18 protein-coding genes are annotated in these 25,449 nt (G+C 47.0%); 11 read left to right on the top strand and 7 right to left on the bottom strand.

Annotated elements, in window-relative coordinates; translation table 11 throughout:
* Both MARGE09_RS14480 and MARGE09_RS14475 read right to left on the bottom strand, forming a co-directional pair.
* Positions 1-420: a hypothetical protein gene (locus MARGE09_RS14480; RefSeq protein WP_236983041.1), complete on the bottom strand. Its 420-nt coding sequence runs from the start codon at positions 418-420 to the stop codon at positions 1-3.
* Positions 398-898, bottom strand: coding sequence for a prepilin-type N-terminal cleavage/methylation domain-containing protein (locus tag MARGE09_RS14475; RefSeq protein ID WP_236983039.1), 501 nt, complete (start codon positions 896-898; stop codon positions 398-400). The genes MARGE09_RS14480 and MARGE09_RS14475 overlap by 23 nt, the downstream gene beginning before the upstream one ends.
* Before the next feature lie 470 nt (positions 899-1,368).
* Here MARGE09_RS14475 and MARGE09_RS14470 point away from each other — a divergent pair, with 470 nt between their 5' ends.
* On the top strand, positions 1,369-2,361 hold the full coding sequence (locus tag MARGE09_RS14470) for an HDOD domain-containing protein (protein WP_236983037.1): 993 nt from the start codon (positions 1,369-1,371) through the stop codon (positions 2,359-2,361).
* A gap of 285 nt (positions 2,362-2,646) precedes the next feature.
* On the opposite strand, the gene MARGE09_RS14465 is transcribed toward MARGE09_RS14470, so the two are convergent.
* Complete coding sequence (locus MARGE09_RS14465) at positions 2,647-7,467, bottom strand: NAD-glutamate dehydrogenase (protein WP_236983035.1); 4,821 nt, start codon at positions 7,465-7,467, stop codon at positions 2,647-2,649.
* Positions 7,468-7,717: 250 nt separating this feature from the next.
* Between MARGE09_RS14465 and MARGE09_RS14460 the strand changes: the two genes are divergently transcribed.
* The 7 genes from MARGE09_RS14460 (at position 7,718) to MARGE09_RS14430 (ending at position 17,141) form a co-directional block, all read left to right on the top strand.
* The gene (locus tag MARGE09_RS14460) at positions 7,718-8,680 is read left to right on the top strand and encodes an AAA family ATPase (protein ID WP_236983033.1); all 963 of its coding nucleotides are present in this window, start codon (positions 7,718-7,720) and stop codon (positions 8,678-8,680) included.
* A gap of 2 nt (positions 8,681-8,682) precedes the next feature.
* Complete coding sequence (locus MARGE09_RS14455) at positions 8,683-9,651, top strand: DUF58 domain-containing protein (RefSeq protein WP_236983031.1); 969 nt, start codon at positions 8,683-8,685, stop codon at positions 9,649-9,651.
* Positions 9,648-10,202 carry a DUF4381 domain-containing protein gene (locus MARGE09_RS14450; RefSeq protein WP_236983029.1) on the top strand — a complete coding sequence of 185 codons (555 nt, stop codon included), beginning with the start codon at positions 9,648-9,650 and terminating at the stop codon, positions 10,200-10,202. Before MARGE09_RS14455 ends, MARGE09_RS14450 begins: the two co-directional genes overlap by 4 nt.
* Positions 10,195-11,220: a vWA domain-containing protein gene (locus MARGE09_RS14445; protein ID WP_236983027.1), complete on the top strand. Its 1,026-nt coding sequence runs from the start codon at positions 10,195-10,197 to the stop codon at positions 11,218-11,220. Before MARGE09_RS14450 ends, MARGE09_RS14445 begins: the two co-directional genes overlap by 8 nt.
* Positions 11,220-13,097: a VWA domain-containing protein gene (locus MARGE09_RS14440; protein ID WP_236983025.1), complete on the top strand. Its 1,878-nt coding sequence runs from the start codon at positions 11,220-11,222 to the stop codon at positions 13,095-13,097. The genes MARGE09_RS14445 and MARGE09_RS14440 overlap by 1 nt, the downstream gene beginning before the upstream one ends.
* 11 nt (positions 13,098-13,108) lie before the next feature.
* Positions 13,109-14,791, top strand: a complete 1,683-nt coding sequence (locus MARGE09_RS14435) for a BatD family protein (protein WP_236983023.1) — start codon at positions 13,109-13,111, stop codon at positions 14,789-14,791.
* Between the two features lie 112 nt (positions 14,792-14,903).
* Positions 14,904-17,141 (top strand): hypothetical protein, encoded by a 2,238-nt coding sequence (locus MARGE09_RS14430; RefSeq protein WP_236983021.1) that lies wholly within the window; start codon positions 14,904-14,906, stop codon positions 17,139-17,141.
* Positions 17,142-17,202: 61 nt separating this feature from the next.
* Here the strand turns inward: MARGE09_RS14430 and MARGE09_RS14425 are convergent, their stop codons facing one another.
* The 4 genes from MARGE09_RS14425 to cysK form a co-directional block, all read right to left on the bottom strand.
* The gene (locus MARGE09_RS14425) at positions 17,203-17,568 is read right to left on the bottom strand and encodes a response regulator (RefSeq protein ID WP_236983019.1); all 366 of its coding nucleotides are present in this window, start codon (positions 17,566-17,568) and stop codon (positions 17,203-17,205) included.
* A gap of 108 nt (positions 17,569-17,676) precedes the next feature.
* Positions 17,677-18,261 carry a hypothetical protein gene (locus tag MARGE09_RS14420; protein WP_236983017.1) on the bottom strand — a complete coding sequence of 195 codons (585 nt, stop codon included), beginning with the start codon at positions 18,259-18,261 and terminating at the stop codon, positions 17,677-17,679.
* A gap of 10 nt (positions 18,262-18,271) precedes the next feature.
* Positions 18,272-19,018: a methyl-accepting chemotaxis protein gene (locus MARGE09_RS14415; RefSeq protein ID WP_236983015.1), complete on the bottom strand. Its 747-nt coding sequence runs from the start codon at positions 19,016-19,018 to the stop codon at positions 18,272-18,274.
* Positions 19,019-19,164: 146 nt separating this feature from the next.
* On the bottom strand, positions 19,165-20,079 hold the full coding sequence (cysK, locus tag MARGE09_RS14410; RefSeq protein ID WP_236983013.1) for a cysteine synthase A: 915 nt from the start codon (positions 20,077-20,079) through the stop codon (positions 19,165-19,167).
* A gap of 401 nt (positions 20,080-20,480) precedes the next feature.
* On the opposite strand from cysK, the gene MARGE09_RS14405 reads away from it, so the two are divergent.
* From MARGE09_RS14405 to MARGE09_RS14395, 3 genes are all read left to right on the top strand, one after another.
* Positions 20,481-22,556 (top strand): carboxy terminal-processing peptidase, encoded by a 2,076-nt coding sequence (locus MARGE09_RS14405; protein ID WP_420828102.1) that lies wholly within the window; start codon positions 20,481-20,483, stop codon positions 22,554-22,556.
* An 84-nt stretch (positions 22,557-22,640) separates the two neighbouring features.
* Positions 22,641-23,462 (top strand): exodeoxyribonuclease III, encoded by an 822-nt coding sequence (xthA, locus tag MARGE09_RS14400; protein ID WP_236983009.1) that lies wholly within the window; start codon positions 22,641-22,643, stop codon positions 23,460-23,462.
* 30 nt (positions 23,463-23,492) lie between these two features.
* Positions 23,493-25,448: a S9 family peptidase gene (locus MARGE09_RS14395; RefSeq protein ID WP_236983006.1), complete on the top strand. Its 1,956-nt coding sequence runs from the start codon at positions 23,493-23,495 to the stop codon at positions 25,446-25,448.
* Position 25,449 lies beyond the last annotated feature (1 nt).

Genomic DNA, 25,449 nt, shown 5'->3' with positions numbered 1-25,449 from the left:
TTACCCTTCTTCTGTTACTAAGGCACCACCAACATTAATTGTGCCCATGCTTGGTGACTCCACAGACAATACGATGGGGGTTTGCACACTATTGATTTCAACGCCTCCAACACTGGCAACCGCATTAGCCCCGCAACCACTGACCTTAACCCGCAACACTTCATCATTCGGCAAATAAACATAAGGAGTTTGATCACAAACATCCGAGCCCGAACCATTTGCTAGCAACATCCCGCGCAGTTCACCAATCACTATTTCTTGCATCGCCATATCGTGCTGGCTAACAGAAACCCTCGAGGTCACAAAGGTAACACCCGCGCCCACAATCCCCATTAGTAATACGCCAATCATGGCTTCAATCAGAAAATCCCCAGCCATTCGGGGGGGCATTGCAGTATTAATAAATCTCAATCGAGTCACTGATACCTCCAGCACTTAGAGCAAACGTTGTGTTCGTTGAACAAGCATTACAGCTACCAGCTTGCGTAAACTGGGCCTTGGCATCAACACAAAGGCACGCAAAATCATTATTCTGTACTGCAATATTTACATTACCCGCCAGGGTTAATTGCCATATTTGACTGGAACCGCCACCGCAATTTGCCGGCGAGCTATCATCCGCCGCTTCAACAACCGTTAACCGATCATTGCTATAACACACCGCCGTTACTGCACCGCCATTAATAATACCCTCAGCATTCCTAAGCGCTTTTGCCTTTGCAAAACCTAAGGCCTCAACCAAGCCAGACTCAGCTTCAGTTACCCTAGCGCTGTTAACCCAATCCATAGTAAAAGGAATGCCTTTCACTAAAGCTAAGCCCATAATCATTATGACGATTAATAGCTCTATGATGCTAAACCCTTGGCTCTGACGATTATGCTTACGGTGAATGATCATCGAAGTAACTCGCTTTTTATTACGATTTAAAGATATAAGACCGCTTAGCATTCAGCGAGCTTATAAAGACAACTGGGCAGAATTGAAGATGGACGCGGAGCGCATTTATAAAGAACCCCAATAGAGTGTCAAAATAATAGCGTATGCATTTTGTTAGATATAAAAACGTAAAATAGCCATTTTCCCATCACGAATTCACTTATAGCTTTTGCAGCAGAAACTCGCCCTTTATCCCATAATCGAGCTAGACTTAAATTGTTAGAATAAGTATTGGAGCTGCGTCGGCCAGAGATATTGTTTCTGACATGAGAGCACCTCTAAAACAGTGATTTTTTGTGCATGCAAGGAAGCACCTTGATTAGACATTGCAGGCACAATGTCGAGGAGCAAAAACCTGCAAGCCGCTATCGCGGAAAAAGTGCACTTATAGAGACGCCCATTAAAATATTCACCGTATCTGAGCGATTACCATGTCTGTTGGCAGTTTACTTAGGAAATTACTTCATAAGAATGCTGATAACGTCAATGCAGCAGCAACGAAATACGAAGTTATTGAAGCGGGCGAATACACTCTTGCCCGCTGCAAGCACATGTACTACCAATACCTCTTTGAGGGCAGCAATGATTCCGAGCTAAACATCCCACAAAAACTTGTCATTGAAGTGGTTATTAATAGCTTAAGAAAAAAAGAACAACGCGCGCATGCTATTCCCCGATTGCCCTCCGTAATACCCAAATTACTGCGTAGCTTAAGGGACCCAACCAGCTCAGCTAAAGATTATGTCGCCATTATTATCAAAGACCCTGTGATGAGCGCTGCCGTACTTAAATTGGCCAACAGCGTTTATTTCAACCCCGTCGGGGCACACATCGATGAAATTGACCGAGCAGTCGTCAAGCTTGGCATTCAAGGGCTGCGATCAGTTTTGTCGGCAGCGGTTATGCAACCCATTATCCAACGCGAATCCCCCTACTTTAGCCAAACCGGGCAAAGGCTTTGGGTACACTCACTCAATTGCGCCGTGGCTTGTGAAGTGATTGGTCAAAGCAGGCAGCTCGACAGGTATAAGGTTTACTTATTGGGCCTAGTCCACGACATAGGAAAAATCACCCTATTTAGTGAACTGTGTAAACAATTTAAATTGAACGAAACAGCCGATGCGCCAGGCCATAGTGCCTTTGCCCCAACGATGAAGAAAATATCTGCGCATCTAAGTTACATTATCGCCTGCGACTGGGATTTGCCCGAAGATATTTGCGTTGCATTAAAACAACAAATAGGTCTACATCAACATACTGAGCTTACAGCTTATGGGCATCTGTTATACCAAGCTAACCTAGCATGTGAGATGTATGCCGTAACGCCTAAATCTCATCGCAGCAAACTGGCCCCCATTCTTACCGAATTTAAGTTGCCCAAAGATTTATGGAACACCCTGGACGCAGTAGACACACAAATATAAAGGCAGCTCTAAAATTAGACTTTTCCCGCGATAGCAGCTTACAGGTTTTTTCTCCTCGGCATCCAGCACCGATGCATTGCGCTACACCCGGAATCCATTAAGTTGACCGGGCGGTACTTAAGGCCCAAGGACGAAGAGAATGCAGAAAGTTGCCTGAATCAGTTGTTGCCCTCGCTTGCACAAAAAATCACTGTTTTTTAGAGACGCCCATAATAAGAAGTTTAAAAGTTACCGTGGATATGCAAGCCCAGCCAAAATATCAGGCTGGGCCCCCGTTTATACGCGTTAGCCCTCGCGGCCTTCGGGCATGGCCACAACGACCGCTTCCGTTAAATTGACGAGCTGACGCAAACTAACATGAAATAGCGAGATATCTTCTTGATCTTTTTCTTGCGTTAAGTCCGACAACCAACCCCACCACTTATCAACCGCTTGATTGGGCAGCATTGCTTCCAGTTGTGGCATAATAGCTTGTTCGCTATCAATGCTATGTACTAAAGCCTCTGTCATTGAGCGTAGTTGGATTTCAATATCTTCCAGTAATGTTTCTCTCGACATTGCCTGCCAAGGTGAATGCACGGCCATATCCGAAACAGCACCTGCAAACTCCCTAATTCGCAAATGATTATGTAATCCATAAAATACGCGCGAACACAATACGGCCTCTTTGCCAGTATTTTGTTGAATACTGGCCACACCGAGTCCTGCAAACAGATTACCAGGCATAGCCAAAATTGTGGCCCAATGATGATTTAAGCCCAATTGAATATGATTATCAAAACGCTGCGTCCAAGAGTCTTTAAGTTCGCCAACCAACGCAATTTCAATGGAACTTGCGATTTCATTAAGCAACGGTTTTAACCGGTCAATTTTTTCTTGTGTACTACCACTGTGTGCATTGCGTAAAAACCAGCGCACACCGCGGCGAACACGCCGAACCATACTGGATTTAAGTGCATACAAGGTTTCTTCAGGTACTTCATTGCACAGGCTTTGCAAATAATCGTTAAATGACTGCAAATCAAAGACTTCCCGGGTAATAACATACGCGGTAAACACATCATCTAAGTGCACATTATTTGATGAAAGAAAACGGTAAGCCGCCGTAATACCTAAGTTATTAATAAAATCATTTGCGAGCTGCGTGCTGACGACTTCTTTTAACAAGCGATGCTCTTTCACTTCTGCGCTAAAACGCGCGCCAGCAGCTTTAGGAAAGGCCATAAATACGGTATCGCGCAATGTTGGGTCTTCAACAAGCTGCGTTTTTGATAACTCTTCTTTTAACATAACTTTGGCGTAACTGAGTAGTACAGCCAGTTCTGGGCGAGTTAACGATTCACCGCGTTCGTAGCGCTTACCCAACGCGTGGTCCTCTGGCAAAAATTCGAGCGCACGATTAAGGCCACCGTTTTTCTCGAGGTAACCGATAAATTTACGGTATTCACCCGCCCGCTTATCGACCTGCCGCTGAGCAAGACTCAAGCACTCCGTTTGTGCAAAATTATGACTTAAGACAATGCTCGATATTTCATCGGTATATTCTTTAAGCAGCTGGTTGCGCTGTTTCTCTGTTAATTCGCCATTGTCCATTACCCGTTGCAACAAGATTTTTAAATTCACCTCGTGGTCAGAACAATCGACACCGGCTGCATTATCAATAAAATCAGTATTACAGGCTCCTCCATTCAAACAAAATTCAATGCGCCCCAATTGCGTCATCCCTAAATTACCGCCTTCACCAAAGACTTTACAGCGAAGCTGATTGCCATTTACTCGCAACGCATCATTGGCTTTGTCGCCCACATCTGCATGGCTTTCTTCTGTACTTTTCACATAAGTACCAATACCGCCATTCCAGATAAGATCGACATTCGACTTCAATAGCGCATTCATAAATTGATTGGGCGTCAATGATTTTGCGTCGATGGAAAAGCGCTTACGGATGGCATCGTTCAATACAATGGACTTAGCCTGACGAGAAAATACTCCGCCCCCCTCAGAGATCAACGTTTTGTCGTAGTCTTCCCAAGAGCAGCCTGGGGTATTAAATAAGCGCAGACGTTCCTTAAAGCTAGCGGCAGCATCAGGGTTTGGATCAATAAAAATATGTAAGTGATTAAAAGCCGCCACTAGCTGTATATGCTCAGAAAGCAACATACCGTTACCAAATACATCGCCGGCCATATCGCCAATACCCACGACTGTAATGTCTTGCTGCTGAATATTAATATTGCTTTCACGAAAGTGGCGCTGTACAGAAACCCAAGCACCTTTAGCCGTGATACCCATTGCTTTATGGTCATAACCTTGGCTGCCGCCAGAAGCGAAACCATCACCTAACCAATGGCCGTATTCGACAGAAATCGCATTGGCAATATCTGAAAATGTCGCCGTACCTTTATCGGCCGCAACAACTAGGTAAGGATCGGATCCGTCTATTGCAACAACACCATCTGGGCAAACGGCGCTGCCTTCTACTAGGTTATCTGTAACAGATAAAAGCCCGCGTATAAATAATTGATAACAAGCAATGCCTTCTTTTTGCATTGCGCCGCGATCGCTAAAGCGATGTAATTGCTTGGCAACAAATCCACCTTTTGCACCACTGGGTACGATAATCGCATTTTTTACGGCTTGCGCTTTTACTAAACCGAGCACCTCAGTGCGGTAATCATTTAGCCTATCCGACCAGCGCAGGCCACCACGAGCAACCATGCTCGTGCGCAAATGCACCCCTTCCACACGTGTTGAGTAAACAAAAATTTCGTATTTGGGCTTAGGCGCTGGGACTTCCAACATTTTTGCCGGTGAAAATTTCAGCACCAAAGTATCTTCACAAACACGAGCACCTGTACGCTGGAAAAAATTTGTTCGCAAGGTAGCCTTAAAAGCATCCAGATAACGCTGAAAAACCCGGTCATCGTCTAAGCTGCTCACCCCATCAAGCGATGCGCTAATGGTGTTAATTAAGGCCTCGCAGCGCTGATTATTATCATCGTTATTTTCCTGCTGGGCAGGATCAAAACGCAAATAAAACCAGCGAATTAATTGCTGTGTAATATCACCGTGGCGCAATAACGCGCCAGACATAACGTCCATATCCAGTGGAAATAATGTTTGTTTAAAATAAGCTGCATATGCCCGCAAGACAACAATATCCCGCCAAGGTATTTGGGCGCCAAGTACCAAGCGATTGAACGCATCGTTATCGATTTTCCCGTGCCAAGCGGCATAAAAGGCTTCACTAAAACGGGTTTTGAAATTTTGGTTAAGCTCTATGTCGGTTTGCAATAATTGCAACGTGAAGTCATGCAACCAAATGTTATTTTCATCTTCTTTGGCGCGAATACAAAATGGGTTTTCGCCCAACACACGCACACCGAGATTTTCCAATATCGGGATAACATCCGATAACGCTAAAGCCTCGCCTTTGTTCACCACTTTAAAACGAAGCTGATTTTGCGCATTACCTTGGGGTTTAAAAACATGCATGGCAATATCGCCAGAGCTTAGGGTTTCCTCGAATAAATCAATATCCCCTACCGCAGCACGCGCATCGTAGGCATCTTGGTAAGCTAACGACAGCAACCCGCTGTAGCGCCGGTATAGCGGTAAACCGTATTTGTCACCCTTCGCTTCGATCAATGCTGTTTCAAGCCGTTCTAGCCAACCGGTTGCGATGGTACTTATCGCGTTTTGAAGCGCTGGAACATCAACATCTTGCTGCACATTAATAATCGTGCCTTCTGGCAACTTAAAGACACAATAGGCGCGAGCTAAAACCGATTCGGAAAAAAACGTCGTAGATTCAACCGCTTCACTGCCTAAAGCGGCCGATAATATTTCCTCGATTTTGACCCGTACCCGTGTGCTATAAACGTCACGCGGAACATAAACTAAGGCCGTCACAAAACGGCCATAGGGGTTAACCCGTAAAAACAAGCGCACCTGTTTTCGCTCGTTAATACGACACACCCCGAGCAAAGTATTTGTTAACTCTTCTGATGACGCTTGGAACAGTTCGTCTCGCGGGAAGCCCTCAACAACGCGTCGCAAGGTTCGATAACCGTAGGTGTTTTTAGGCAAGCCGCTGGCTTTGGTTACAAGCTTGAGCTTTTGCCGAATCCATGGAATCGTTGAAGGCGCCGCCTGTCCTACCGCATATGTAAAAAAACCGACTAAGTGGCCTTCGCCAACCAGCTCTTTTTTGTTATTAAAAAGCTTAATCACAATGCAATCGGGGTAAACAGCGCGGTGCACTTTAGAAATACGGGGCGATTTGGTGAAAATTAGCGCATCCTTACATACATCCCCCGAACAAAATGCGGGTACAGGGGTATCGCATGCAGGCGAACTACTCGCCCCCTCGGTATTGCGGCATAAGCCTAATCGTGTTTTTGATTTTTCCTTAACGCTTGCAAGGCTGCCTGCGGTATAACTAAATTCGCGATACCCTAAAAAGGTAAAATGAGAGCCTTCCAGCCATTTGAGTAATGCTGCGGCTTCTTGGCTGTCGGCGCTGCCTTCATTTACCAGCTGCTCTTGCAGTGCCTGTGTTTTTTTAACCAGCTTCGGGTAATCCTCTACCACGCGCCCGAGCTCTGCCAAGGCACCGGCAAGTACGCCTTTAAAATCATCGCCCTCTTGCTCTGTTAACAAACCTAGTTCGGCGTACACCACCGCTCTATCACCACTTTTGTGGCTAATTACAGCGCTAGCTAAAAGATGAAGGCTAATCCCCAGCTCATTTAACGTCATGCGTAAAGTATCAACAAGGAAGGGGCTATCGGGTAATACCAAGTGCATAACGGTTCGGTGACAAGCCCAGCCTTCCTCTTCAACACTGGGCACTTTCAGCGACATAACCGGCTCTTGTGCAACAAGCGCCTTTTGGAAGGCCAACCAAGCACCGTACAAACAATGGCCGTGATCTTCAGTGCTGCGGTCATGTGTTTCATCAACAGGCCAAGCTAAACGCATCTTATTTAAAAATGCCGCCAAAGCCTCTTCGTTGTCGCCAATATCGTAATGCGCCGAAATTGTGGCAAGGACATCCTCATGCAATCCATGACCCGTAGATGAATTCGTTCTGGCCTTCGACATATAAACCTCCGCTCATCAAGAGCATTGAGTGTTGAATTTGTTACTAAGCGCCCTCAAATACCACAACCTGTTAGCGCTAATACGTTGTAATAGCGAGCGTTTGTATAGTTATAAGCATAGCTAACGTAAGGGAACTCGCGCCAATATTGCGAGTCTAGTGACCCCGCGGATGCATCCGCCACACGTTAAGCGCCCTTTATTGACATAACTACTTGATAAAACTTCTTTTAGATCACAGGATTTTCGCGCCATGTCAGAGACACAAAACGCCATTAAAGCCCTAAAAAGTTGGTTAAATAGCCAAATTGTTGGCCAACCACAGCTGGTAGACAGGCTATTGATTGCGATACTTGCCGATGGACACCTATTAGTTGAGGGCGCGCCGGGGTTAGCCAAAACCAAAGCAATTAACAGCTTAGCCAACGGCATTGAAGGCGAGTTCCACCGCGTACAATTTACTCCCGATTTACTCCCATCAGATGTCACTGGGACGGATATTTATCGCCCAGAGACCGGCGAGTTTACGTTCCAACCTGGGCCTATTTTTCACAATTTAGTACTCGCCGATGAAATCAACCGCGCACCTGCGAAGGTTCAATCGGCCTTACTCGAGGCAATGGCAGAACGACAAATCAGTGTGGGTAAGGCAACCTATAAATTGCCCGAGCTGTTTTTAGTGATGGCCACTCAAAACCCGATTGAACAAGAAGGTACCTATCCGTTACCGGAAGCCCAGCTCGATCGTTTTCTTATGCATGTGCGGGTCGGCTACCCCGACATCGCCAGTGAACGTGAAATTCTGCGCCTTAACCGTAGCGAAGCCCGCAAAGATCCCGTCGAAAAGCCTGACATTATCAGCCAAGTACGCCTTTTTGATGCCCGCGACGAAGCCCTGAGTTTGTACATGGCCGAAAACGTCGAAGAGTATTTAGTACAGCTCGTCGGCGCTACGCGTAACCCCGCAGCATACGATGCACAGCTGGCCGAGCACATTGAGTTTGGCGTGAGCCCGCGCGCTACCATTAGCCTAGACCGCTGTGCTCGAGCACACGCGTGGCTTGAAGGTAAAGATTATGTCAGCCCAGACAACATTCAATCGGTGCTGCACGATGTTTTTCGCCACCGTATTCTGCTGAGCTTTGAAGCCGAAGCTGCAGGCATCACCACAGACGCCGTTATAGACCGCCTAATCGACTTAGTACCAGTTGCTTGATAATGATGAGTGAGCCACTCTTTAATAACGCCGCCATCTATTGCCAAGCAGAAGATCTTTTTGCCCTGCGCCCACTAGGGCAAAAGCTGCTGCTAGGCCAAGCTCGAGCTAGTCAGTCGATAATGGCCGGCGACGTGCGTACACGCTACAAAGGGCGCGGCATGAGCTTTGCCGAGGTAAGGCCCTACCAAGCCGGCGATGATATTCGCACTATCGATTGGCGGGTCACCGCACGTACTCAAAAGCCCTATACAAAACTATTTGAGGAAGAGCGCGAGCGGCCGATTTTTTTAATGGTTGATATGCGCTCGTCCATGTTTTTTGGTAGCCAACATCAATTCAAATGCGTGTACGCCGCGCGAATAGCTGTTGCTATGGCGTGGGCCGCTTGCGCCGCTGGCGACCGCATTGGCGCGATGATATTAAGTGATCACGGCGAATGGGATTTACGCCCAAAACGCGGCAAAAACGCTGTACTTGCTTTAATCCATGCGCTTGTCGATGCCAATAAGCAGTTATCTAACCCAGCACAAAGCTCAGGCCGCTCGCTCGCCCAGTTTATTGAGGATGGCAAACGCATTATTCGGCCTGGTGCGATGGTCTATCTCATCTCTGATGGTCACGATAGCCAGGGTATTAACGCCCCGCTATGTACACTCGCACGGCACGCAGACATCACCTTTATGCATGTTTACGACACCATGGAAACTCAACTACCCGCTAAAGGGTTGTTCACTATTAGCGATGGCGAAAATCGCACCACCGTTAATAGCAAAGCGATTAACCAGCGCTACGGCGCTTATTTTGAGCAACAACAAAAAGCCTTAAAAACAGCGTGTATACAGGCAATGGTGACCGGCATTAACGCACCGGTTAGTGGTGATTTAGACAATTGGCTTTTAGATGTACTAGGTAAGCGTAGCGCCGCAAAACATAAACACGCCATGCAAACGTCAGGAGGGCAACAATGACAACAGCCGCCCCCCAAAGTATGCCCCAACCTACAGGCAGTTCACTCGACCCACAAATGCAAGCGCAAATTAAAGCGCAAATGGTCGATATTATAGAGCCCTCGGCCATCGGCATTTGGCCTCTCGCGTGGGGCTGGTGGGCGCTTATCGCGCTGGCTATTGCCGGTATTAGTGTGACAACTGTGCTTATTATTCAGCGCCAAAAACGCAACCGGTACCGCCGCCAAGCTTTAAAAACATTGCAAGATCAACGCTTCGATAACGCATTAAGCCAAAGCCAATTCTTAATGCGGTTAAGCAAACAAGTTGCACTTGCTGCCTACCCACAAGAAAGACAACATATTGCCAGCCTAAGCGGCGAACGTTGGCTGCAATGGCTAAATGGCAAAACTGCCGCCCCGCTTTTTAACACCGCTAGCGCGAAGCAGTGGCAAGCGTGCCTGTATGCACCAGGCACGCAACAAGCGCCGGACAACGCATTAACAATTGCCTTAAAGGCTTGGATCAAAAACCATCGCGCGCAACCAAAAGGAGGAGCAGCACATGTTTGAATTTGCTTACCCGCTAATCCTCGCTTGCTTACCACTGCCTATTGCCGTGTATTTCTTATTACCACGCGTAGAAGTGAAGCAAAGTGCGCTTAAAGTTCCTTTTTACCACGCCCTTGCCCAAATGGCTGGCCGCGGCACGTCACCCAACGGCAGCAACTTAACGCAAAAAATTATTGCTATTAGCCTCTGGGTTACATTGGTACTTGCGGGTGCCAAACCACAATGGATTGGCGACCCTATACCATTGCAAAGCGAAGGCCGCGACATGATGCTGGCCGTTGACTTGTCCGGCAGTATGAAAATACAAGATATGCTATACCGCGGGCAGAATTTTCGCCGAGTCGACGTGGTAAAAAGCGTGGTTGCCGACTTTGTAGAGCAGCGCCAAGGCGATAGGTTAGGTTTGATTTTGTTTGGCGATAACGCCTATTTACAAGCGCCACTAACATTCGACCGCAATACCGTAAAGCAGCTACTTGAAGAGGCGTTTTTGGGTATGGCCGGCAATAGCACCGCCATTGGCGATGCTATTGCATTGGGCATAAAACGCTTAAAAGAGCGCCCCGACGCTGCGCGGGTTTTAATTTTACTCACCGACGGTGAGAATACCGCCGGAGAAACCAGCCCTATTCAAGCGGCCGAGCTTGCCGCTATTGCCGGAGTAAAAATTTATACTATTGGCGTTGCCAGCGACCAACTTATCGAAGATGGTTTTGGCTTCTTTTCCAACACCAAAAAAGCATCAGCGGATCTCGACGAGAACACCCTTCAAGTCATTGCCGACAAAACCGGCGGCCAGTATTTTCGCGCCAAAGATACCCAAGGCCTTAGCGCCATTTACGAGACACTCAATAAAATCGAGCCCGTCGACCAAGATGCTCGCGTATACCGCCCAGTGCAAAGCCTGATGCATTGGCCTTTGGCACTCGCCATGTTGCTGAGCTTATTGCTGGCATTATTGCGCTGTGGTGTTATTAACCATTTACCCGCAATAAAGCGAAAAGGAGGCGCAGCCTAATGGCACTGTTTATTGAACAATTCCATTTTATGCGCCCATTATGGCTATTGGCGCTGTTACCAATTGCAGCGTTACTGGCGCTACTGTGGCGCAGCCATTACCAAAGCCAGCAGTGGCATAAGCACATTGCCCCGCAACTGCTACCGGCGCTATTAGAAGGCGGCTTGAGCCGTACCAACCGTGCTGTATTTTTTGCAATAGCTTTAAGCTGGCTACTGGCGTGCCTTGCACTCGCCGGCCCTACATGGCAAAAACAGCCTTCGCCTGTCGTGCAAAATACCGAAGCACTGGTTATATGCTGGGACTTATCACCATCCATGCTGGCCGAAGATATCAGCCCTTCGCGCTTAGCGCGCTCGCGGCTAAAAATTATCGACTTACTCAAAAGCCGGCCAGACGGTCAAACAGCATTAATCGCGTTTTCTGGCGAGGCTTACACCGTAACGCCACTGACAGACGACATTCAAACGATTATCAACCTGCTGCCCGCGCTTGCCCCAAACACGTTACCCACACTGGGCAGCAATCCAGAAATGGCCTACAAACAAGCCAGTGAACTGCTGAACCAAGCCGGCATACTGCAGGGAAAAATCGTTATGATTACCGACGAAATCCCGAGCGATGCGCTTAGCACGCTTAGCGATCTCGTCGCGAACAGCTCCCATAAACTCACTTTATGGGGCATAGGCACAGCCAACGGCGCTCCCATTCCTTGGGGCAAGCAGGGGTTTGCAAAGGATAGCTCCGGCGCAATTGCCTTAGCCAAACTTAACGAGGACGAGTTGCGCAACTTTGCAGTCCAAACCGGTAGCTATTACGTGCCTGTCGTTAATGACAACTCCGATATTGCCGCACTTCAGTCGTTGTTAGCTGACGCACCGTCAGAAGCAGAGTCGAAAAGTACAGAGCAATTATTTGATCAATGGCTCGAACAAGGCCACTGGCTGGTATGGGCCTGTTTAGTGCTGCTATTGTTTGGCTTTCGTCGCGGCTGGCTATTATGTGCAGCCTTTGTATTACCTAGCACGCTATTACCAACTGACGCCCACGCATCACCGTTTAAAACTAAAGACCAAACCGGTTTTGAGGCCTACCAACAAGAAAACTACGAACAAGCCGCCTCTGCTTTTGAAGATAAAAGCTGGCAAGGTGCCGCCAACTACCGCAACGAAAACTACGCCGCGGCGGCGCAAGCATTTGCACAGCAAAATACGGCCAGTGGTAAATTTAACCAAGGCAATGCCGAATTGCTGCAAGGTGACTTTGAGCAAGCCATAAAAACGTATGACAAAGCCCTAGAGCTAGACCCAAACCTTGAGGCCGCACAAAAAAATAAGCAACTTGCACAAGCTTTAAAACAGCAACAAGAAGAGCAACAGCAAGAATCAAATCAAGAAAGCTCCGACGATCAGGAGCAATCTGACGAGCAAGAGCAGTCGCAAGAGCAACAATCTCAAGACGGTGATTCTGAAAACCAAAACTCCAACGAGCAGCAATCGGAAGAATCCGAGCAACAGTCACAGCAGCAAAATGCAGAGCAAGGAAACTCGTCTTCTGCCGACGCTCAATCTGGCATGCAAGGGTCATCGTCTGAAGAATCGCAAAGCTCGGCTGCGGCGCAGCAAGGCGAAGCGACAAGCAGCGATGGCGAAAACTCTTCTGAGGCGGCAGCCGCACAACAGGCGCTAGAGGCCGAAAAAACTGAAGAGCCGCAAAGTGAAGAGCAGCAAATGCTCGAGCAAGTATTACGTAAAGTCCCCGATGACCCAGCCGGTTTATTGCGCGCTAAATTTCAGCACCAATTCCGGCAACGCCAGCAAGAATTGAGACGCGGCGGCGATTTTGACGACACCAAACAAGCCGAACAACGATGGTAGGAACACGTTTAATGATCACGCTTTTACGAAATAGCATTACGGCTATACTACTGACGCTATTACTCGCTAACAACGCAGTAGCCGAGCGCTTAAGCGCAACGGTAGATCGCAGCACCGTGGCGGAAAACGAAACATTCACGCTCACGGTAAAGTATGAAGACGGCAGCAGCAAAAGTGCGCCAGACTTCACCCCAATTAGCTCGAATTTCGACATTCTGGGCAATAATCAGTCTAGCCAATATATGAATAACAATGGCCGCATAACCAACTTTATACAATGGACGCTAACCTTAGCACCCAAACAACCCGGCAAAGCATTAATCCCTCCTCTGAGCATAGGCAAAACGCAAAGTCGCCCCATTACAATGACGGTCACCAAAGCGCAAGATGTACCACGCAGTGCAAAAGTGGTTTTTATGGAAACCGACATCAGCACACAAGAAGTGTATGTGCAGGAAGAGTTTGCGGTCACCATCAAGCTGTTTTTTAAAGAGAATATTACTGATGTTAAAGCTGCCGACTTCGCCGTGAAAGGAGCCTCAATTGAAGAGCTACCTAGGGCGCAATACCAAACCAGCATTGGCCATTCAAATTATCAGGTCATAGAACTACGCTTTGCGGTAACCCCCGAAAGTAGCGGGCAACTCCATATCCCTAGCTATCTGTGGAATATTCGCACCTCTAATGCACCCAGTAATCGCTTTGGTATGGGCTCTGGACGCTCGACACTGCACCGGCTAAAAACGGAAGAATTTAATGTTACCGTCAAGCCCCGCCCCCCCGAATACCCTGCGGCTGCCTCTTGGCTACCGGCGAAATCACTGACTTTAAGTGAAGCCTGGAGTGATAACCCTCCGCGCTTTACCGTAGGCGAACCTGTAACACGCTCAATCACTATTACTGCGCGCGGCCTAACAGGCGAGCAACTGCCCCCTATTACCGCTAACTTAACCAGTAATGATTTTAAGTTTTACCCGGACCAACCCGAAATTACGAGCGATACCGATGCACAAGGTAAGCTTGGTGCGCGTAAAGAAAGCATGGCCATTGTACCTACCCGCGCCGGTGAGCTAACCTTGCCAGCCATCGAAGTCACTTGGTGGGATACTCAAAGGGACCAACTCCAAAACGCAACCCTACCCGCCAAAACCGTGACCGTTGCACCGGCCACCGCTAAACCAGAACAAAGCTTATCGGCCGTGCTGCCCACCAGCCAACTACAGCCCCAAGCTCAAACAGGGGAAGCAACAATTGTTTATAAAACACAAGCCGGCTACTGGCCCTGGTTATGCGGCGCATTAGTCATTTTAAATTTGATACAGCTAGGTTTATGGCTCAAGCATTTGCAACAACGCACCAACAATCAAGAAACTAAAACGGCAACAGCCCAGCCAAACCTAAGTTTGAAAGCCGTGATTCAAGCCGCGAAAAGCAACGACGCAGCAGCTTGCCGACAAGCTATAGCGAAATGGTGTCGCCATCAAACCGATAGCACCAATAATGCCCGAGAGTTTTTTACCCGGAATGGCGGCTCTAAAGCGTTACTTAATGCAATTGACGAGCTGGATGCGCACCTATACCAAGCGGCCAGTAATAGCTGGAACGGAGGGGACATCGCATCAGCCCTTCAGGGGTGGAAGGCAACGCAGTCCAGCTCTAGCACGTCACCACTGCCAGCGCTCTATCCTGCGTAAGCCGATAATACTAGCCACATCAGGTGGCGGCCCGTAAAATGGCCGCCCTCCGACTTTACTTTGACTACGAACCCAGCTTACAACCTGCGGTTCGATTAGGAATATTGCTCTTATGCGCCTTAGCACGCTTTTTTTGCTGTTTTCAATTTCGCTAGCAACCGGTTGCGGTAGCGATAATGACGAATCGACCACCAGCTCTAGCTCACCCACCTACCCACCCATTACCCAAGAACCAGCCAACGACGTGGTGTTAAAAGCGGGGGAGTTTTATCGCCCCACCGCATTTGTGGACGATGCAGCCAACGATCGCTGGCTTATTGCAGATAGAATGCAGGGCATTATTGCCGTCAATAAAACCAGCGATGCACGCAGTATTCTCACCCCGCTAAGTAGCGATGAAACGGGACTGCAAAACATAACGGATATGGCGCTAGACCCCGCCACAAATACACTTTACATATTAGATACCACCGCAAAAAATATTGCTGTGATAGACAGCGATGGTGATATTACAGCAACACTCGATAGCGACATATTTGACGATTTAGTAGACGCAGGATGGGGAGCCCCAACGTCTTTGTTTTTTGACACTTCAAATCAACGGCTTTTAATTGGCGATCGAGCCGGGTTAGAAATAGAAAACTCTAATGGTGATACAACGTATGCCTTTTGCGTATTTATTTACACTCCGGCTAATGCCAACCTCAGCATTATGTCTGAAGTTGATAGCCGAGAAAGCCCACGTTATTCCATTTACGACATATATTACGATCCAGAAAACGAGCGTCTGTTAGCATCGGGGCTTATATACCTGAGCAACAGTTCAGTCTTTTATGCAGCGCAGATAATTCCTGAAAACGATTGGGGTTCGGCAAGTTATTTTTATATAAAAACAGATGAGAGCATATCCAGTACAGCAGTTTTGCATAATGTTACTTACGACCCAGAAAATACCGCCGCTTACATAGTGGATAGTGATGATAATACTGTTTATGGTTTCAACTTAAGCCTCTTAAGTGACACCACAATAGCGCTAGAAAGAACAGCAATTACCGATGGGAACGACGGTAAAGCATACCCGTTTCAACGCTCCACAAGCATTAGCTTTAACGCTGAGCTCGGGCTACTGTTAATGGACGAAACTAATAGGGCCTTAGTTTCTATCGACCATGTCGAGCTGCCTCAAACGCCCCCAGGTGAACCCGAGGGTGATGAGGCTACCGAAGAGACTGAGTCTGAAGACTTTTCAGCGGCCCGAAACCTACTAATAGCAGGGGTTCCGCTATCAAGCACACCAGAAACCTTTCTTCAGTTTCCTTACGATATTCTCATCGAGCCGATAAGCGCGGCTTTAGTCATTACAGACAGAGCTGACGCCCAACGCAACGCTATTGAATCTAACGCGAATGGTTACACTCCCTGGAGCTTTACCTTTAACGTGGATTCAATTACACCCTACAACGTGAACTATGACTCAAGCGAAGATGCGCAAGTCCCTGCCCCGCCCTCAGTCACAGAGCCTAAGCCCATATTGCTTGCCAAAAACCAGCGCGACGATATGTTCATGTACGCATTATCTTTTAACACACAAAGCGATGATGAATATGTCCATCACCGCTACCCGGCGGGCATATATCAGCGCTTAGGCAGCGAAGGTGGCGATGCTGACTTCGTCCCTATTTCAACATTTGACATCACCACGGATGATGAAACCAAAACGTATATGCAAGATTTTTCAGGTCTTTTCGCCCCTAGCGAGCTTCGTGATTTTGCTGTTACGCAAGATGGGATTATTTTTCATTACGAAAGAAGCACCAATACGGGGACGCGCTCTTTTGTGGCATTTTGGCAAAGAAGCCAAAATGCGCTAATTACGATTTCGAGTAGCTCGACCACATATAATCCGCGTAATGTAACCGGTATGACTCTAAGCCCAAATGAAGATACCCTATACTTCACAGACGCATACCACGACGCGCTAATTTCTGTCGCGTTAAGTAACCTTGATGACACACCAAACTTTGAGTTCACTGTTGTTAGCGGTCGCCAGCACGACGGCGATTATATGGCCCTACCGGCTGGCTTAGCGTTAAATCAAGCAACGACCAAGGCTTGGGTTTTTGATAACGCGACTAGAGCAATAATCGAGATCGACTTAGAAACAGGAAACCGAACACGACTTGATTCTAGCGTTAACTACATTCAGTCCATAAAAAGCGTAGAGCTGAGTGAAGATGAAACGACGCTGTACTTAATTGAAAAAACTTTAAACCGTGTAATTTCAATAGACCTTATCGAGGACTACCCACAAAGCTGGCTAACTCCAACAGGCGAAAGCAGCGCAGAATAAACCAAAAAAGGGGGGCGTTTAGAAAACGCCCCCCCTTTTTTTTCAATCTGCTACTCCGCAGCTACTTGCCAATTAAAGATTTAATCCCCCCCAATGCTGCTTGGCCATTAAAAGGTTTAATAATCCAACCTTTAACACCTGCGGCCTTACCCCTCTCTTTCATACTGGGGTCACTTTCTGTCGTTAGCATAATAATCGGCAGCGCTGCATTACCACTTGCCCGTACCTTCTCACACATTGTAAGACCGTCCATTCTTGGCATATTCACATCACATATCACCAATTTCAGGCCGCCATCGGCTTGGATTTTCCCCAAGCCATCTTGGCCATCACAGGCGGTATCCACGTTAATACCTTGCGCCGCCAAGAAACCACTTACTTCGTTGCGTACTGTCGCAGAATCGTCAACAACCAACACTTCAGCCATTTTTAGCCCTCCAATTAGGCAATTACTTCATCAATTACAAGTCATACTTATGCAGGCACTGCAGGTAAACATTCGCTAAGTGCCTAACGCTAGCAATTAAACTAGCCTCTAAAAAAATTCTAGCTCACCTGTGCCTTCTTGCTCGGCAAATTGTGAATCATCGAGATCTAATTCCACATCTGTTTTACCGTATACAAAAACACTGCCGGCCATCACCGGCGCGCCAGCCTGTTCAAAACGCACATGTCCCTCACACTGCAAATCCGCATTGTGCATATCTTTTAATGTTGTTGTGGCAGACAACACACAAGGCGTAGACATACCCAAGTGGTCAAAGCTCTCATAACACAACCTTTTAGCCTCCCCGCAAAAACGGTTTCCCATCTCCAAAAAATAGGCATCAAGCTCTTCGCTATCATCGATAATATTATTAACGCCGCCTTCTTCGTTGGCCGCCGATTTAATGACCGAACGAATAAGTTCGTCATCTCTATAATGCAGTAAAAAAGTAATGCGAAAATCAATGCCGGCAATAGTCAGCATAATTCTAGACATCTTCACCTTGGCTAAATCTTCATCGTTGGCAGCTGCCTCAAGCAAACTACTTGAAGAAAAGATATCGCTCGCCGCTGTCTTTAAAGAATGACATAACACCTTATTGAAGCACTCTTGCGAACGCGTAGAAAATGCCATAACCGGCTCCCTATAACTGAATCTGGTTTAAGCGGCTAGAGAAGTTGTTAATAGCGGTTAGTATCAGCTGACTACTGGCCTGAATATCCTGAAAGGTCGATATCGTAATGACCTCGTTCTTTGAAAGGTGCGACTTATACTCATTGTTAAGGTCTTCCGATTTCACCGCTAAAGACCTTACCTCGTCCGCAACAACCGCAAAGCCTCGGCCATACTCACCTGCCCTAGCGGCTTCAATACTGGCATTTAGCGCTAAAATAATGGTTTGTTTAACAATCGTACTGAAGTCTTCGTTTTGCGCTTGCATCATTTTGTTGTGATCAATTAACGATGTTAGCTCTAAATTCCAGCGTTCAAAAGTTAATAAAAGGTCTTTCAAACGCTGCATTTCTTTCACCAAACCCTGCAAAATGACTTCATTATGATTTTGGTGATCATTAAAGCGCGTAAGGTCAGCCTGAGAGGCTCTAAGGGCTTGCTCTAACTGGCTTGAGCGAGAGGCTATTTCATCTAATTGGGCGCGAAGGTTGCTGTTTTGCTTCTCTAACTCAGAAACTTCGGCTTGTAATTCGCTAGTTTTTAAATCGGTAGCTTTGGTAGATTCCAACTGGCTAAACGCATCGTCATATTGCATGCGTAACTGCTCAGCTAAATGCTCTTTGTCGGCAAGCGCGGTGCGAGCCTTAGCCGCCTGTACGGCGAAGAAAATGCTGACAACTAACAAAACAGCAGCCACCAACAATAAAAGATAAAGCATAACCACAGCCATCATTCAATATTGAGTTACTTTTCAGTGTAGCCCAATTTTTAGGCTGCGATTATCGGATCAAGGTTTATGCAACAATGTAACCCGCAAGCTTGGGAGCACGCCGGTTACATCATCAAAACACCAAAGGTGCGCAATTAATCGAACAAGCCTTCCATTGATAGGTAACGCTCGCCTGTATCGTAGCTAAATACCAACACCTTAGACCCCGTAGGTATGCCGCCCAAACGGTTTTTCACCGCCGCTAGGCTGGCGCCAGAAGATATACCAACAAACAAGCCTTCCTTCGAAGCTGCTTGAGCGCACATAGAAAAAGCTGCTTCTTCGCTAACCAACTCAGTGCCATCAAGCAACTCCGTATTGAGGTTTGCAGGGATAAAGCCAGCGCCAATACCTTGTAATTTGTGTAAACCCTTTTCTCCACCACTGATAACTGGTGACTTTTCCGGCTCAACGGCAATCACCTGAAGGGCTGGGAAAGCTGCCTTTAGCACCTCGGCACATGCCGTTATATGTCCTCCAGTGCCAACGCCTGTGATCAAGTAATCCAAGCCTTCGGGGAAATCTGCCAAAATTTCTTTTGCCGTTGCCTTGCGATGCGCGTCAATATTGGCTGGGTTTTCAAATTGCTGTGGCATCCAAGCGTTGTTGGTTTGCTCAACCAGTTCCGCCGCCTTATTTAAAGCACCTCCCATCCCCTGCTCTTTTGGCGTCAAAATCAACTGTGCACCATACGCCTTCATTATTTTACGGCGCTCAATCGACATAGATTCAGGCATAACCAACACCAACTTATACCCTTTGACCGCCGCAACCATGGCTAAGCCAATGCCAGTATTACCTGAAGTTGGCTCAATTATCGTCGAACCCTCAGTAATCAACCCATCCTTCTCTGCTTGCTCTATCATTTCTAGGGCAATGCGATCTTTAATGCTCGCTCCAGGGTTAAAACGCTCGACCTTCATCCACACCTCATGTTGATCCCCAAAGAGCTTATTAATTCTTACATGTGGCGTATTACCAATCGTATCGAGAATGGAGTTGTATTTCATTAGTGTCGCTCCTATGCGGTATTGATGTTTTTAAGGTAGTAAGTGGTAGTACTGTTAACGAGTGATAAATGTATCACGAATATAAGGGGGCTTCTGATTTAGCCCTGTAGACATAGAGCGTAAGTTACCAATAAACCGCCGTGCATAAAATTTAGCGGTCAACGAAACAAAAGAAGCACATCCATGTCTGAAGTTTGCTTGCTCGCTAAGTTTGATATATGTTTTATCTTTCTGGGGTTCCATTCGTAAATGCCCTATAAAACGAACAAGTCGATGGTTATGCGCACATATTGAGTGGTTAGCTTGCCTGTAGTTTCAACACCTAACCACATCGCGACCGTGTAGGTCTCTATTTCAGGGGTAGTATTTTGTTAAAACAGCTTATCGTTACTGGATGCCTAATGGGCTTGAACTTGGATTGTTTGGCAATTACAGCCGAAAAAGCCATTGAACCCACTAAAATGCAGTCAGTCACCACCAAAAAACTTGTCGAGATGCTCAGTAGCCGGCACTACCGAGAACAAGCCGTTGATGATGCCCTATCGCAAGCATTCCTTGAAAAATACCTCGCGAGCTTAGACCCCGCCCGGATGTTTTTTTTAGCCGCTGATGTTGAAGAGTTTTTGAAGCACAAAAACAAGTTTGATGACGATTTCAAGTCTGGCGATCTCACTTATGGTTTCACCATCTACGAGCGCTACCGCCAACGGCTAACAGACCGTCTAGAGAAAGTCGTCGCAGCCCTAAGCGACCCGAAGGTCAAATTTAGTTTCGACAAAGAAGAACTTGTCGAAATCGATCGTGAAAAATCCCCTTGGCCCACAACAGCTAAAGAAGCCAACGAGCTATGGGATAAGCGCCTAAGACTCAGCCTATTAAACCAAAAGTTATCAGGCAAAGAACCCGAAAAAGCGCGCGAAACGTTGCTTAAGCGCTACCAAAATCAGCTCAAGCGAGTAGCGCAACAAAGTGCGGCCGATGTTTACGAGTCGATGATCAACTCATTGACCTTATTGTACGATCCCCACACCAACTATTTTTCGCCCAGAACCTCCGAAAACTTCAACATTAATATGTCGTTGTCCCTTGAAGGCATCGGCGCAGTATTGCAATCCGAAGACGAGCATACAAAAGTCGTACGCTTAGTTGCTGGGGGCCCAGCCCATAAGCAAGGTCAGCTCAAACCTACAGACCGCATTGTCGGTGTAGGGCAAGGCGATAAAGGCGAGGTGGTAGACGTTGTAGGCTGGCGTCTAGACGAAGTTGTCGATCTAATTCGCGGCAAAAAAGGCACTATCGTAAAACTAGAAGTACTTACTGAAAAAGACGAAAGTAGATTTGTATCAATCAAGCGTGATCAGGTTAAGCTTGAAGATCAAGCGGCACAAAAAGCCATCCTAGATGTTACCGAGAACGGAAAAACGCATAAAGTTGGCGTTATCGATATTCCCGCATTCTATATAGACTTCAAAGCTGCCCGCGCAGGAGACCCTAATTACCGCAGTACAACACGCGATGTTGCCCGCTTGGTAAGTGAGTTAAAAGCAGATGGCGTTGAGGGCATAGTGTTAGATCTACGCAATAATGGCGGCGGCTCACTACAAGAAGCCACTCAGCTTACCGACCTATTTATTGATCAAGGCCCAGTGGTTCAAATTCGCAGCTCAGATGGCCGAGTCGCTCGCGACCACCGGGCTTACTCTAGCGCGCTATACAGCGGCCCACTCGTTGTACTCATTAATCGCTTGAGTGCCTCGGCTTCCGAAATTTTTGCAGGCGCAATCCAAGACTACCAACGCGGCCTAGTGGTCGGTAGCCAATCGTTTGGCAAAGGCACCGTACAACTCTTAACCCGCATGCCTGAAGGCGAGCTAAAACTGACCGAATCCAAGTTTTATCGCGTCTCTGGCGAAAGTACCCAGCACCGCGGTGTGGTTCCGGATATCCACCTCCCCATCATTGTTAATCATGACGATGTGGGTGAATCCGCTTATGATAATGCGCTCCCTTGGGATACCATTCACGCCGCAGCTCATGCACGATATTTCGATTTCTCCAATATCCTGCCGTCGCTCACCAAAAAACATAATGCGCGAATCAAAGACAATCCCGATTTTATTTTTATTAAAGAACAGTTCGCTTTAAGCAATAAAAATAGTGAACGTACGCATATTTCTTTAAACGAAAAGACGCGTAATCAAGAGAAAAAAGCAATTGAAGAGGAAGCGCTAGCGATTGAAAACAAACGGCGTATAGCGAAAAAAGAAACGCCCTTTAAAGATGTTCAAGCTTATAAAGATTTTCAAGAAGCCGAAGAAAAAGAGCGTGACGCAAATTATGGTAGCAAGGATAGCCAAATAGATGTCAAAGACGATGCGCTATTGACAGAAGCCGGCTTCATTCTTCTGGATCTTGCCACCGCGCTGTATAGTGAAGCCATTGCAATTAGAACGCCTTTGCAAAAGAAAAAACAATAGGCCTCTTTAACCATATAAACAAAGGGCCACCTTCGGGTGGCCTTTTTGTTATTACCCTTCAACACTCCAAGCCTCCTGCCCCTTATGAAAGTAATCTCTTTTAATGTAAATAGCGCTCGAATGCGCTTACATCAGCTGCAAAATGTTATCGATACTCACAATCCAGATGTCATTGGCCTACAAGAAACCAAAGTAACCGACGAGGACTTCCCGCTCGCGGATATTCAAGCCATGGGTTATAACGCCGTTTACATCGGCCAAAAAACACACTACGGCGTGGCGCTTCTTATCAAGGCAAGCCTTGCCTTCGACAACATTGTTAAAGGCTATATAACGGATACACCAGAAGACCAAAAACGTTTTATTGGTGCGCGCATTATTTTTAATAACAACCGATACGTCACAGTACTTAACGGCTATTTCCCCCAAGGGGAATCGCAAGACCATCCGACGAAATACCCGGCAAAAGCCAAGTTCTATCGCGATTTACAAGACCACTTAAGGCAAAACCACTCCCCTGATGAAGAACTTATCGTTATGGGCGATATGAACATTTCGCATCAAGATATCGATATAGGTATCGGCGAAGACAATCGAAAGCGTTGGTTAAGGACCAAAAAGTGTAGCTTTTTGCCAGAGGAACGTGAGTGGCTTGACCATTTATTGAACTGGGGCTTAAGCGACACGTATCGCCATCAAAAGCCGGACGACAACAGCTTTTATAGCTGGTTCGACTACCGAAGCAAAGGCTTTGAGCGCGAACCCAAAAGGGGCTTGCGCATTGATTTAATCCTTGCCACTAAACCCTTACTGAGCAAGCTCAACAATACTGGTATCGATTACCCAACACGCGCAATGGAAAAACCTTCTGACCACTGCCCTATTTGGGCCGAGTTTTCAGCTTAAATTTAATGCCTCTCAGCAAAAAGCGATAAAATGCACGAAGAAAAAAACACCCAAAAGAAAACCAGCGCGCCCTACGGCACTTGGCCCTCGTCACTTGATGCGCAAACATTGGCTAGCGGCAACATTCGCTTCGGTGAGCCCAAATTAACCCAACAGGGAATAGTCTGGCCCGAGTCACTGCCCTGCGAGGGTGGCCGCACAACATTGATGTATGCCCAAACCTCGAGTGTCGAGAAAAATGCTTTAACCGCAAAACAGCTTTTGCCTGCACCTTGGGATATTCGCTCTAAGGTACATGAATATGGTGGCGGTGCTTATGCCATCACTGAACAACTGTTGTTTTTTGTACACGCTGCTGACCAACAAATTTATCGCTACTCCTTAGATAAAAGTTCACCGCCTACACGGCTGACTAACAGCCCCGAATCACGCTACGCCGACTTAGTCCTTCACCCTTCTGGTGATTGGCTGTTCTGCGTTCGCGAATCGTTTCATAGCACACAGCAAGAACATCCAAGTGCAAGCATTATTGCCATTTCTACACAACAAGAAAATTACACTATTGAAATAGCACAAGGCGAAGATTTTTATGCATCGATTTGCTTAGCACCAGACGGACAAAAAGGCGCTTTTATTTCTTGGCGCCACCCGAACATGCCGTGGGACAATACCAGCTTGTGGGAATTCAACTGGCCAACAGCGCAACCTCAAGAGCCGCGCCGGTTAATTAACGGGGAGGAAACACAGCAATCCATTATTCAACCCAAATACTCCCCCGACAACCAACTATTTTTTGTTAGCGACTTATCTAACTGGTGGAATTTATACCGGTACGACAACAACGGCAATATAACCCCCGCCATTATTAACGATTCGGAGTGTGCCACACCGCAATGGACATTTGGCATGAGCAACTGGGGCTTTTGGGATAGCAATAATGTATTGCTTGCCGAAACAAAAGACGGCTGCTGGTCGCTCAGTCAATACGATTTAATCAGTCATAAAAAAAATGTTATATCCGTCGAGCAAACGGTGTTTAGCCACCTCCATTGCGAAAATCAAAGAGCCACCTTTCTTTGTGGTACCCCCTACGCTGCAGCAGCTCCTAGCTATATTACAAATCCACAAAACGCATTAATGGTCACAGGCGTTTATAACCACAACAGCCCAATCAATGAGCGTGATATTAGCGCACCGGTAAGTCACTGGTTCAATACGAGTAAAAATGAACGCGCACACCTTTGGTATTACGCCCCGAACAACCAACATTTCTGCGGCGACGAAGAGCAGCTACCACCATTGATTATCTTGGGCCACGGCGGGCCTACTGGGGCAACAGAAGCGGCGCTTAACTTGAAAATTCAATACTGGACTAACCGTGGTTTTGCAGTAGCTGATGTTAACTACCGCGGAAGCACTGGCTTTGGGCGACAATACCGGCACAGGTTAAATCTAAACTGGGGCATATTGGATGTTGACGACCTTTGCTTGGCTGCACAGTATTTAGTTGATAAAGGGCTTGCCCACCCAAAGCAAAAAATTATTAAAGGCTCCAGCGCCGGAGGCTTTTCAGTACTTGCCGCACTGACGCAACACAATACCTTTGATGCCGGTGTTAGCCTTTATGGTATAGCCGACCTAGAAGCCCTAGCTAAGGACACCCATAAATTTGAAGCCCGCTACCTAGACCAACTTATTGGCCAATATCCCGAAGCAAAGGCAGAATATATTCAGCGCTCCCCCATTACACACATCAATGGGTTAAATTGCCCACTTTTGGTTGCTCAGGGGCTAGAAGACAAAGTGGTTCCACCAAGTCAAGCCGAGCTTATTGTTAATGCAGCTAACGCAAAGGGTATCCCCGTTGAATACTTAACGTTCGAAAATGAAGGCCATGGATTTCGCCAACCCGAAACCATCATCCAGCTATTTAAGGCCGAGCACGCCTTCTACTGCCAAACATTTAATTTAACGCCATCACAATAAA

This window comes from Marinagarivorans cellulosilyticus (assembly GCF_021655555.1).
GTDB lineage: Bacteria > Pseudomonadota > Gammaproteobacteria > Pseudomonadales > Cellvibrionaceae > Marinagarivorans > Marinagarivorans cellulosilyticus.
This window is presented reverse-complemented; position numbering and strand designations above follow the sequence as displayed.

Bases quoted from the DNA above. Each gene is read 5' to 3' on its own strand.
- MARGE09_RS14475 (WP_236983039.1), bottom strand. From the start codon at position 898: ATGATCATTCACCGTAAGCATAATCGTCAGAGCCAAGGGTTTAGCATC.
- MARGE09_RS14470 (WP_236983037.1), top strand. From the start codon at position 1,369: ATGTCTGTTGGCAGTTTACTTAGGAAATTACTTCATAAGAATGCTGAT.
- MARGE09_RS14465 (WP_236983035.1), bottom strand. From the start codon at position 7,467: ATGTCGAAGGCCAGAACGAATTCATCTACGGGTCATGGATTGCATGAG.
- MARGE09_RS14460 (WP_236983033.1), top strand. From the start codon at position 7,718: ATGTCAGAGACACAAAACGCCATTAAAGCCCTAAAAAGTTGGTTAAAT.
- MARGE09_RS14455 (WP_236983031.1), top strand. From the start codon at position 8,683: ATGATGAGTGAGCCACTCTTTAATAACGCCGCCATCTATTGCCAAGCA.
- MARGE09_RS14450 (WP_236983029.1), top strand. From the start codon at position 9,648: ATGACAACAGCCGCCCCCCAAAGTATGCCCCAACCTACAGGCAGTTCA.
- MARGE09_RS14445 (WP_236983027.1), top strand. From the start codon at position 10,195: ATGTTTGAATTTGCTTACCCGCTAATCCTCGCTTGCTTACCACTGCCT.
- MARGE09_RS14440 (WP_236983025.1), top strand. From the start codon at position 11,220: ATGGCACTGTTTATTGAACAATTCCATTTTATGCGCCCATTATGGCTA.
- MARGE09_RS14435 (WP_236983023.1), top strand. From the start codon at position 13,109: ATGATCACGCTTTTACGAAATAGCATTACGGCTATACTACTGACGCTA.
- MARGE09_RS14430 (WP_236983021.1), top strand. From the start codon at position 14,904: ATGCGCCTTAGCACGCTTTTTTTGCTGTTTTCAATTTCGCTAGCAACC.
- MARGE09_RS14425 (WP_236983019.1), bottom strand. From the start codon at position 17,568: ATGGCTGAAGTGTTGGTTGTTGACGATTCTGCGACAGTACGCAACGAA.
- MARGE09_RS14420 (WP_236983017.1), bottom strand. From the start codon at position 18,261: ATGGCATTTTCTACGCGTTCGCAAGAGTGCTTCAATAAGGTGTTATGT.
- MARGE09_RS14415 (WP_236983015.1), bottom strand. From the start codon at position 19,018: ATGCTTTATCTTTTATTGTTGGTGGCTGCTGTTTTGTTAGTTGTCAGC.
- cysK (WP_236983013.1), bottom strand. From the start codon at position 20,079: ATGAAATACAACTCCATTCTCGATACGATTGGTAATACGCCACATGTA.
- MARGE09_RS14405 (WP_420828102.1), top strand. From the start codon at position 20,481: ATGGGCTTGAACTTGGATTGTTTGGCAATTACAGCCGAAAAAGCCATT.
- xthA (WP_236983009.1), top strand. From the start codon at position 22,641: ATGAAAGTAATCTCTTTTAATGTAAATAGCGCTCGAATGCGCTTACAT.
- MARGE09_RS14395 (WP_236983006.1), top strand. From the start codon at position 23,493: ATGCACGAAGAAAAAAACACCCAAAAGAAAACCAGCGCGCCCTACGGC.